The sequence below is a fragment of the Hassallia byssoidea VB512170 genome, from assembly GCF_000817785.2.
Classification (GTDB): domain Bacteria; phylum Cyanobacteriota; class Cyanobacteriia; order Cyanobacteriales; family Nostocaceae; genus Hassallia; species Hassallia carrinoi.
The window spans coordinates 1-10104 of record NZ_JTCM02000164.1; the positions used below are offsets into that span (position 1 = coordinate 1).

Genomic DNA, 10104 nt, shown 5'->3' on the forward strand with positions numbered 1-10104 from the left:
TCAAACACTGATTTCTTCGTTGAAACAGAATCTGCACTTTCCTAGTCTCAAAGTCTTGTAAATATTGGCTTGCGAGTTTTCGGATGGGTCTAATAATGTCAGATAAATACGTCGAAAGACAACTAAAGTTTTACGAAGCAGCCTCATCAGAATTAGTGCTTCTTCCCTTCTGCCTTCTGCCCTCTCCTGACGGAGACGCTACGCGAACGAACTTCTGCCTTTCAAAGTAAACCAGAAGTTAGGATTCGCAAAGGTCGAAAATCAGGAAACAAACTAAACGCCATCTCTGACTACGTCGGTTTCAAAAATCTCGCTTAGCTTGCACCGTCATTGGAAGCGTCCGGTGATAAAAGTAAAATCAAAATAGTGGGTGGTTCTGATTTATGCCGAATTGCTAGAGGCAAGTGGGTTTTTACCCGCATTTTGTGTTAAACGATAGCAGAAAAATAATCAGATCGGGGAAACACTTGGCGCGATCGTTGGATGCCTTTGAAAGCTGCCGGTCGTCCGGTGAGGTTGGTGCGACCTTTGTATATCAGCCAAAGCCGCGAAGTTACTATTTAACGAGTTAGTCAAAACGATTTACCTAGAGTGAAAATACTGCTACTATGCTTAGTACAGCATTTCATTAATACGAGCGCGAATTAAAGAAAGGCAATAAGAATGTAGAAACAATGCAGAGCGACGTTATGTTATATCAAAGCGACGTTATGTTAATGCGTCAAGAATGCATTTAAAAACGCTACGCTTTTACGCAAAACTGTACTTAGTTATAAGTCAGGTTAATTAAGTTTGATGCAAAAATGGCTGTCTGTAGTCGGAATTGGTGAAGATGGAGTTTTGGGGTTAAATCCGGTTGCACAAATGTTGGTGGAGCAAGCAGAGGTGTTAGTCGGAGGCGATCGCCATCTCTCTATGCTCCCCAAAAGCGATCATCGCGAAAAGCTAATTTGGACTTCACCCCTAAATGATACGATAGAAGAAATTATCTCTTATCGCGGGCGATCGGTTTGTGTTCTCGCTAGTGGCGATCCGATGTGTTTCGGCGTTGGAGTAACGCTACTACGGCGAATTTCGATTGCAGAGATGACGATTATTCCTAGTCCCTCAGCTTTCAGTCTTGCTTGCGCTCGTTTGGGATGGTCGCTCACAGAAGTAGAGACTTTAAGTTTAGCAGGTCGCGATCCAAATTTATTACATCCAGTAATTTATCCGAAAGCGCGTCTCCTCATCCTCAGTGAAGGCAGAAAAACCCCGGCTATTGTCGCCGAAATGTTGGTAAAACGCGGCTTTGGTAAAAGCCAAATTACAGTTTTAGAACGCATGGGAGGAACTCACGAACGCATCGTTAAGGGTATCGCTGCATCTTGGAATATCACTGAACTTGCCGATTTAAATACAATTGCGGTTGAATGTATTGCAGATTCATCAGTTGTACTGCTTCCGCGAACTCCTGGTTTACCGGATACAGCATATCATCACGACGGACAACTTACCAAACATGAAGTTAGGGCAGTTACTTTAGCTGCACTTGCACCGATACCGGGACAATTATTATGGGATGTGGGTGCGGGTTGTGGTTCGATTGGGATTGAATGGATGCGGAGTGATTATCGTTGTCGAGCGATCGCCATTGAACAAAATCCCTCACGATTGCGGTACATTACCGATAATGCCGCTGCTCTGGGTACACCAAATTTGTGTATAATTCAAGCTGAGGCTCCTGCTGCACTTGACAATTTAGAAGCACCCGATGCCATATTTATTGGGGGTGGTGCTACAGCAGAGGGAATATTTGATATTTGTTGGCGATCGCTCAAATCTGGTGGACGCTTCGTTGCTAACGCTGTAACTGTCGAGAGCGAACAAAAGCTTCTGCAATGGCACAATCAAGTCGGTGGGACATTAACTCGCATTGCGATTCAAAGAGCGGAACCCATCGGTAAATTTTTAGGTTGGAAAGCGATGGCGCCTGTTACACAGTGGGTAGTGGTGAAGTAACTCTATATCTTACCCGTAGTAGGCACTTTAGTGCCTAAAATAAGCGCTAAAGCGCTTACTACGAGTTTATATTATGTTTTTCGTGCGACAGTTGCGTAAGTTCTAAATTTTTCGTTTTGAGCGAGGAAGCGATCGCGCAACAACTACAATTGTTAGCCAGAAAGCAGAATTCCAGAGCGATCGCCATGAGAATCCTCAAAGATTGCTCCTTTTTGAATTAGGTCACGTTTTCTGGCTTCAGAAATTCCTTGATTATTTCCGAATCGAGCATTTTCTACATTGGCACCACTTAGGTCGGCACGACTCAGGTTGGCACGACTCAGGTTGGCACGACTCAGGTTGGCACCACTCAGGTTAGCACCACTCAGGTTGGCACCACTCAGGTCGGCATCACTCAGGTAGGCATCACTCAGGTAGGCATCACTCAGGTCGGCATTACTCAGGTTGGCACGACTCAGGTCGGCACCACTCAGGTTGGCACGACTCAGGTTGGCACGACTCAGGTCGGCACCAATCAGGTTGGCACCCCCCAGGTAGGCACGACCCAAGTAGGCATCAATCAGGTCAGCACCACCCAGGTAGGCATCACTTAGGTAGGCATTAATCAGGTTGGCACCAATCAGGTTGGCACGATTCAGGTCGGCACCTCTCAGGTCGGCATCACTCAGGTCGGCATCACTCAGGTCGGCATCACTCAGGTCGGCATCACTCAGGTAGGCATCACTCAGGTAGGCATCACTCAGGTCGGCATTACTCAAGTTTCGATTCGTAACTGCCTGATTGACAATCTCCTGCACTAAATGCCATTTATCATTCAGTTCATCACTTTCTTCATCATCAGAATTCTCGTTCAATACTTGAATATCTTCAACAGGAAAACCCCTTAATTCTTTTAATTCTCCTAATTTAATGCGAGATACAAGCCGTTCGATTTCTTCTTGAGAACCCTCTACAATTAACCGAATGCTGCCTGCTTTAATATCTGTAATTTTTATAGTGTCTCCTGGATATGTTAGTAAAGCTAATTCCAGGGATACTTTCAAATCACTATTAACTGAATTTATATCACCTTCTAATACAATAACCGCTTTAAGTTTTTTACTTTGTTTATCTATTACAGTTACTTGACGCTGAACTGCTTCCACTTGTAGCATCTCATCAGTATCAGGGCTACTGTAACTATTTATTTCTAAACCTTGTGATTGTCCTTCTTCTATTATCCCTGCAACTTCTGCCCAATTCAATTTCAGTGCCTTACATATCCTTTTAAAAGAATCAAGCTGAATTGGCTGACATTGAAAAAATTTTGTAACTGTACTGCGAGATAAAAGTTGAGATTCTGCAAAGTTACTTTTTGACTCAAACCCTAGCCTTTTCAAAGCATTTTCTGCCCTCTCTATACCTTGTGTAGAGGCTGTGTAAGTTATTTTCTTCTTTTTCCTCGCAAGGCTAGAGTCTGTCATGGTTTGGCTAATTTTTTCTCAGCGAGTATTTACGCGATCGCAACTAAGGCACAAGACAATCATAGAGAAGACACAAGTTATTTACAACACAATCATTGCCTAGTCAGTATTTCCAGGATTTGGCTCGACATTAGAAGTATGAAATTTAAATCCAAGAGCAAAATCCATGAATAACAAGCTAACCCCAAATCACTCCACAATCGAATTGAGCATTGCCCAAGAACGCTTGCGGCAAGGACGTTACAGTTTTAACCTTGCCTTGACTGCAACCACAGTATCTTTCTTTATTGGACTCGTAGGTGCTGGGCTAATTTTGTCAAATAAAGTTCCAGAAGGAACAGTTGCTGCTGCTTCCGGTTTAGCTTCAAGTGTATGTTGCATATCTCTCGCTAAAGACGCAAACGATAGACTTGACAAAGTTTTAGCAGAAATAAACGACAGCGAGAAGTAGAGGGGGGGATGGGGAGAGGGGGAGAGGGGGGGATGGGGGGACAAGGAGACAAGGAGAGGGGGAGACAAGGAAAAAATTCAGCTCATCCCCCTTGTCCACGCCAGTCGCCTCAACGTTCGTGACCTCCGCACGGCGCTGGCTCCCCTTGTCCCCTTGTCCACGCCAGTCGCCTCAACGTTCGTGACCTCCGCACGGCGCTGGCTCCCCTTGTCCCCTTGTCTCCTTGTCTCCCACTCCCCCCCTCCCCCTCATTCTTCCAACCCCAGCCAAAACAGACTTGGAAATGGCTGAAACTGAAAGTTACACTAGATTAAGAAAACAGTGACTTCAATTCTTGCTAAAAGAACAGACATAAAACTAGCGCTCAAGTATAAGCAGCAGACAAAGGGTAATTATTATGACAAATTTTCACAAAAAGGCATTGAGCAAACATCACTCCTCAAAGCGCGTAGCATTGACAGGAGCGCTAGCAGCCAGTTTAATAATGTTGCCGGGAATTTTCGGCAGTACTCCTGCGTTGGCGCAAAAAGCAGAGCGCGAAACTCTAACTTATGGTAAGTTACTGGAGAAAACTGAGAAAAAGCAAGTCCAAAAAGTAGAACTTGACGAAAGCGAACAAATTGCCAGGGTTTATCTTAAAGGGCAACCGGCAGATACACCACCACAACAGGTAAGGCTTTTGGAGAATAATACAGAGTTAATTAACAAGCTCAAAGATAATAAAGTTGAGTTTGGGGAGGTTTCCTCTGCTAATAGTAGAGCAGCTGTTGGGCTTTTGATTAACTTAATGTGGATTTTGCCACTACTGGCGTTAATGTTATTATTCCTCCGCCGTTCGACTAATGCCTCTAGCCAAGCGATGAACTTCGGCAAATCTAAAGCGCGTTTTCAAATGGAGGCAAAAACAGGAGTAACATTTAACGATGTCGCAGGCATCGAAGAAGCCAAAGAAGAACTGCAAGAAGTCGTTACCTTCCTCAAACAACCGGAAAAATTTACCGCTGTAGGTGCCCGCATTCCCAAAGGAGTGCTGTTGGTCGGACCTCCTGGAACTGGTAAAACTTTACTCGCAAAAGCGATCGCCGGAGAAGCCGGTGTACCATTCTTCAGCATTTCCGGTTCGGAATTTGTGGAAATGTTCGTTGGTGTTGGTGCATCGAGGGTGCGCGATTTGTTCAAAAAAGCTAAAGATAATGCCCCTTGCTTAATATTTATCGATGAAATTGACGCTGTAGGCAGACAAAGAGGTGCAGGTATCGGTGGTGGTAACGATGAGAGAGAACAAACCTTGAACCAACTGCTTACTGAGATGGATGGTTTTGAAGGTAACACCGGCATCATTATTATTGCTGCCACAAACCGCCCGGATGTACTCGATGCAGCATTATTGCGTCCGGGACGCTTTGATAGGCAGGTAATAGTTGATGCACCGGATTTGAAAGGGCGATTGGAAATTTTACAAGTCCACTCGCGGAATAAAAAAGTTGATAAGAGTGTATCATTAGAAGCGATCGCTCGCCGCACTCCTGGATTCACCGGCGCTGATTTAGCCAACTTACTCAACGAAGCCGCAATTCTCACTGCCAGACGCCGCAAAGAATCTATCACCCTTTTAGAAATTGATGATGCAGTTGACCGCGTAGTTGCTGGGATGGAAGGTACTCCCCTTGTAGACAGCAAAAGTAAGCGCTTAATTGCTTACCATGAAGTCGGACACGCTTTAGTTGGGACATTACTCAAAAACCATGACCCAGTGCAAAAAGTCACCCTCATCCCACGCGGACAAGCGCAAGGTTTAACTTGGTTTACTCCCAACGAAGAACAAGGCTTACTTTCTCGTTCTCAACTGCTAGCCAGAATTACCTCAACTTTAGCAGGTCGTGCCGCTGAAGAAATTGTTTTCGGCAAACCAGAAGTAACCACCGGTGCCGGAGATGACTTGCAAAAAGTTTCTGGGATGGCACGGCAAATGGTGACACGTTTCGGCATGTCTGACTTAGGTTTACTTTCTTTAGAAAATCAAAGTGGAGAGGTATTTTTAGGACGTGACTGGATGAACAAATCAGATTATTCTGAAGAAATTGCCGCCAAAATTGATTCGCAAGTGCGCGAAATTATCAGCCATTGCTACATCAAATCAAAAGAACTGTTGCAAGAAAACCGCACAGCAATGGAGCGACTGGTAGATTTGTTGTCAGACCAAGAGACAATTGAGGGAGATTTATTCCGCAAAATTGTTGGGGAATATACTCAGCTACCCGAGCCAACATTAGTTGTGTCTCAATAGATATTTGGGGGTAGGGTGTGGAAAAGGGGGTGGGGTGTAGGTTGTGGGTTGTGGGGTTGGAGTAATGAGGTTACGATTTTATAAAACGGCGTGAGTGTCTTTCTTTATCCCTACCCCCCACAACGCCACATCCTCCACTTGGGGAAACCCCAAGACCGGAGTGGGGACCCCACACCCTTGGAATGAACGTGGACAAAAATGGACAGCCTTCTACACAGACTGTCTATGATGCTGCACGAATATTTCAAAACAAGGCTGTCCAATGAGTGTCTATTGTTTGTGAGTCCCTACCCCCTACACCCTCTTCATCACAATACTGGCAATTTTTTTCCACATAATCCCAAAACTGCATAAATTGATTTTCCTTACACCTATTAAGAATATAGAAGGAAAGCGCGTAGGAGTGCTTAACTTCTGTTGGGCAAATCAAGTAAGGCTTTATGCATAGAATCAAATTTATGTCAATACGTAAGTCTTAAATATTATTCGCAAGCGCGAAGATTAAATAACTTGAAATTTAACGGCTCGTTTGCTTGTGTCAGCTAGAAACTAGCGGTATTTTGCTTTTTTCCTTATTCAATTGATAATCGGTCATATACCTAAATCATGTAAATTTACTTAAATTTCATACTTTAGACGTAGATATATTACTATCATAGATAGAAATATCTAAAAAAAAGTAAACTAGCGTGATTAGCATTTAGTATGTGTTTTGTAGATACATATAATTGTATTTATGTCAATCACCTGATAGATGTAATTTGTGGAGAGCAAATCTTAGCTATTGGAATGTACAAAGTCGTACTGGATCGCTATTTTTAAATCCATAACAAAGGAAAAAATCATGTCTATTAGAGGTGCAGGAAAACTTTTCCAGACCAGAGAACCAGATTTTGAGGCAGAGGTTGCTAAAATTGCGGCTTTAGTTTTCCCGAATACTCAGTTTCAATTATTATTTCAAACAATTGGAAGTGGTCATGCGGCTTTAGTTCTCCCAAAAGCTCAGTTTCAATTGTTATCTGAAAAAATTGGCAGTGATAATTTATGTATAACTTTTAAAGCAAAACATTTTTCCGAAAATTTTAAGTTGAGGTTTTTTCCCAAAATAAGAATTCTGACTTTATCAGGATACTACAACCAAGGAATGGCTCACTTAATTTATATTCCGGATAATAATTATAATTGGTTAAATGGCAGAGGATATGAAATAACTTCTCCTGATTCTATAGGAGAAAAGTTTGAACTTTTAGCAAATAAGCTTTACCCATTTTTGCAAGAATTTTATTTTTAATAACTAATTATGAAACTTCAGAATTATTAATTCATTATTCATAATTCATAATTCAAAAAATGGGTAAAGCGCAGTTCCTGTATTAATGAAGCTCAAACTATTTAAGTGGAGAGTTCAAGCTGACACTGATTTCAATTATGAACTATTAATTATTAATTATGAATTACATTGACACTTTCCGTGAAGACAGCAGTGGGGAGTGTCAATTAATCTTACCAATATACCAAATCAGCCCAAAGGCGGTTGACTTTCTGCTAAAAATAGCTTAAATGGTTGATTTAGCTTTGCAGAATTGACTAAACCCATGCTGACTGATATATTGCCTTTCAGAATTGAGTTAGACACGATCGCGATCGCCGGGACAAGTTTGTGGTCATTGGCGCTATATTTAGCTTTTTCCCCAGTCAGTGAGTGGGTAATTCTGCTTCTTAATCGCTGGTTTAACTTTGCCGAGCGATCGCTCTACATGAGCAAATCAGAATTTGAAAAGACCCGTCAAGCAAGAGAATCCCAAAACGCCTTTTACGCCTCGCTTTTTAGTATAGTCCCATTTCTAATTTTTGGTGGATTATGCAACTGGGGCGTAGAACTAGGCTTAGGTCGCAGTTGGTCAATCAGCATGGGTATACTTGCCTGTATGGGTTCTGGCGTTTATGAACTCGGACGCAGAGATGGAAAGTCCTCTGAGTAGTTAGGAGTCAGGAGTGAATAGTTAAAAATTCATAACTTTTAACTCATAACTTTTAACTCATAACTCCTAACTTCTAACTCCTAACTTCTAACTCCTCATTCATAACTCATAACTTCCCAAACCAAGTGTGCTAATTTTTGCGCTGCGCCGGCTTCACCTCTAACACTCCGCAATTTCGCTTGAATCGCTGCCAATTTTTCTGGATGAGCCAAATAATCTAAAACCATTTCCCCCACCTCTTGCGGTTGAAGTTTTCCCACCAATTCCGGGACTATCATTGACTGTGCCCAAATATTGGGCCATGCTAATAAACCCTTTCGCCTAAGTACCAACCAGTTAATTAACTTAGCAAAGCTGGAACCAAGCAAAGGCATATTTGCCAAAAGTCCGGGTAAACCATCCCAAGAACGCATCGCGTCAAGTTGTTGCGTTGGTAGCAAAACAATCATCGGCACGCCTAAAGAACCGAGTTCAGCGGTGTTTGCCCCGACTGTAGTTAGGCAGATACTGCATTCAGATAATAAATCATATGCAGGCGTTTGAGTGTATAGTTCTACACTTAAACCTTTGGCAGTTAAAAGCGAGGAGTTAGGTAGAGACGTTCCACCGGAACGTCTGTACAAAGAAGCGTTGCTAAAGCTGAAGGTTTTCACAAAGGGGTTTTTTTCGGGATCGGCAAAACTAGCTAAAGTTGGTAAATCCAAAGTTGGAGCGACAGGAATGACAAACTGAATTTCCGGTCTTTTGCTGTGAATGTATTCAGCGATCGCCAACATCAAAGGCACTCCCTGTGACAATTTTGCCGCTTTTGATCCCGGCAAAAGTCCAATCAATTCAATTTTGGGAGTGGGGAGTGGGGAGTGGGGAGTGGGGGGAGACAAGGGAGAAGAAAATTCATGTCCCCCAAGTCGTCCTCCTTGTCCTCCTTGTCCTCCTTGTCCCCAAGTCGTCCCCCCCTCTCCCCCACTCCCCCCCGCTTCTACCATCAAATCGCCGACAACGGTAAATTTATCAGCATATTTCTGGGGTACGCGGTTTGCAACTTCAGGTTTCATTACCCCAAAGCGGTCAATTAAACTATGCCATCTAGCTTCCCATTCGGCGTAAACTACAGTGCGATAATTCAGCTTTTTGCCAATTACCACGGGGAAAAATTGATCGCCGCCGAGAAAGACTACTACACCGCGACTTCTCCAATCCCAATTTTCAAAAGTCTTTCCCCAAAGCAAAAACTGCCAAAAATGCTCTGCTGACTGCACTCGATCTACTTCTGGATAAGAACGAGCGATCGCTGCTTCTTTACCAGTAGCATTTGGGCAAGGCGATAAAATAACCGAAATCCTTACCAGAGAACGGTCATCGCCCAGTTGTTGCCGCAATGCCTGCACCACTGGACGCACCCAGGTTGTTACCTCCCCAGGACCATTTGAGAGGATGAGAATATCTACTTGACTCATGAGTTAATGGTGAAGAATTAGGGGTTATTAGTCAAGAGGCAAGTATTACCTAATTCGTTCCTAAGTTACATAGGTAGAATACTACTGATATAATTCCCAGCTATGTTTGATAACGTCTGTAAATTTCTTGCCGAATCATTTTCAACCGACTTTGCAACTTGGTTACTTGGCGAACCAATTACACTCACCGAACTAAGTCCATCTGAATTATTCCTCGAACCCATCCGCGCCGATGCATTGATTATGCTTAGGTCGCAGGAAATCGTTCAACGTAATCGAATTTCACTCTAGACCCTCGACTAGTTTTTTAAATAGTAACTTTGCAGCTTTGGCACTAATGCGCGATCGCACTAACCTTACTGGACGCCCTTGGAATGAACGTGGACACTCATTGGACAGCCTTCTACACAGACTGTCTATGATGCTGCACGAACAACTAAGAACAAGGCTGTCAATGAGTGTC

Annotated in this window: 7 protein-coding genes and 1 pseudogene; 6 read left to right on the forward strand and 2 right to left on the reverse strand. The window is 43.2% G+C overall.

Going from position 1 to position 10104, the window contains the following annotated elements:
- The first annotated feature begins 795 nt into the window (after positions 1 to 795).
- Positions 796 to 2001, forward strand: a complete 1206-nt coding sequence (locus tag PI95_RS33190; RefSeq protein WP_039738458.1) for a bifunctional cobalt-precorrin-7 (C(5))-methyltransferase/cobalt-precorrin-6B (C(15))-methyltransferase — start codon at positions 796 to 798, stop codon at positions 1999 to 2001.
- 152 nt (positions 2002 to 2153) lie between these two features.
- On the opposite strand, the gene PI95_RS33195 is transcribed toward PI95_RS33190, so the two are convergent.
- Positions 2154 to 3464 (reverse strand): pentapeptide repeat-containing protein, encoded by a 1311-nt coding sequence (locus tag PI95_RS33195; RefSeq protein WP_039738457.1) that lies wholly within the window; start codon positions 3462 to 3464, stop codon positions 2154 to 2156.
- 166 nt (positions 3465 to 3630) lie between these two features.
- On the opposite strand from PI95_RS33195, the gene PI95_RS33200 reads away from it, so the two are divergent.
- The 4 genes from PI95_RS33200 to PI95_RS33215 all read left to right on the forward strand — a co-directional run bounded on the left by PI95_RS33200 (position 3631) and on the right by PI95_RS33215 (position 8184).
- Entirely contained in the window at positions 3631 to 3915 is a 285-nt protein-coding gene (locus tag PI95_RS33200) for a TRADD-N-associated membrane domain-containing protein (RefSeq protein WP_039738455.1), read from the forward strand.
- A gap of 397 nt (positions 3916 to 4312) precedes the next feature.
- Positions 4313 to 6202, forward strand: coding sequence for an ATP-dependent zinc metalloprotease FtsH (gene ftsH / locus PI95_RS33205; RefSeq protein ID WP_039738453.1), 1890 nt, complete (start codon positions 4313 to 4315; stop codon positions 6200 to 6202).
- Positions 6203 to 7046: 844 nt separating this feature from the next.
- The gene (locus PI95_RS33210; protein WP_039738452.1) at positions 7047 to 7493 is read left to right on the forward strand and encodes a hypothetical protein; all 447 of its coding nucleotides are present in this window, start codon (positions 7047 to 7049) and stop codon (positions 7491 to 7493) included.
- A gap of 304 nt (positions 7494 to 7797) precedes the next feature.
- Positions 7798 to 8184, forward strand: coding sequence for a hypothetical protein (locus PI95_RS33215; RefSeq protein WP_039738450.1), 387 nt, complete (start codon positions 7798 to 7800; stop codon positions 8182 to 8184).
- A 95-nt stretch (positions 8185 to 8279) separates the two neighbouring features.
- Here PI95_RS33215 and PI95_RS33220 read toward each other — a convergent pair whose 3' ends face one another.
- Positions 8280 to 9641 carry a glycosyltransferase family protein gene (locus PI95_RS33220; RefSeq protein ID WP_039738448.1) on the reverse strand — a complete coding sequence of 454 codons (1362 nt, stop codon included), beginning with the start codon at positions 9639 to 9641 and terminating at the stop codon, positions 8280 to 8282.
- A gap of 102 nt (positions 9642 to 9743) precedes the next feature.
- Between PI95_RS33220 and PI95_RS36480 the strand changes: the two are divergent.
- Positions 9744 to 9908: pseudogene (locus PI95_RS36480) on the forward strand (Rpn family recombination-promoting nuclease/putative transposase); the annotation flags it as partial.
- Between the last annotated feature and the right edge of the window lie 196 nt (positions 9909 to 10104).